Origin of the sequence: Paraburkholderia sp. SIMBA_030 (genome assembly GCF_046535245.1) — a bacterium.
Lineage (GTDB): Bacteria > Pseudomonadota > Gammaproteobacteria > Burkholderiales > Burkholderiaceae > Paraburkholderia.
Genome location: NZ_JAWRXB010001340.1, coordinates 1 through 246 on the forward strand (window position 1 = coordinate 1; position 246 = coordinate 246).

Consider the following 246-nt stretch of genomic DNA (forward strand, 5'->3'; position numbering starts at 1 on the left):
GTCGTCCCCGGCGGTAAGTCCGCCGTGGCACCCGGCCGGATGGACTGGTGGGGCGCAGGGTCCCTGTCGGTGTTCCTGGTTTTCATCACCTACTTCGTATCCACAGGATCTTCGGCCGGGTGGACCTCCCCGGCGGCCCTTGGCCTGCTCGCAGGAGGTGTCGTATCCTTCGCCGGCTTCTGGCTGATCGAAAAGAAGCGCTCAACACCGCTCGTTGCAGTCCATCACCTGCGCTCGCGCCAAGTG

At 65.0% G+C, this 246-nt stretch carries 1 pseudogene; it reads left to right on the plus strand.

The features are described from left to right. Positions 1 to 39 precede the first annotated feature (39 nt). Positions 40 to 246, plus strand: a pseudogene (locus SB772_RS44390) (MFS transporter); the annotation flags it as partial.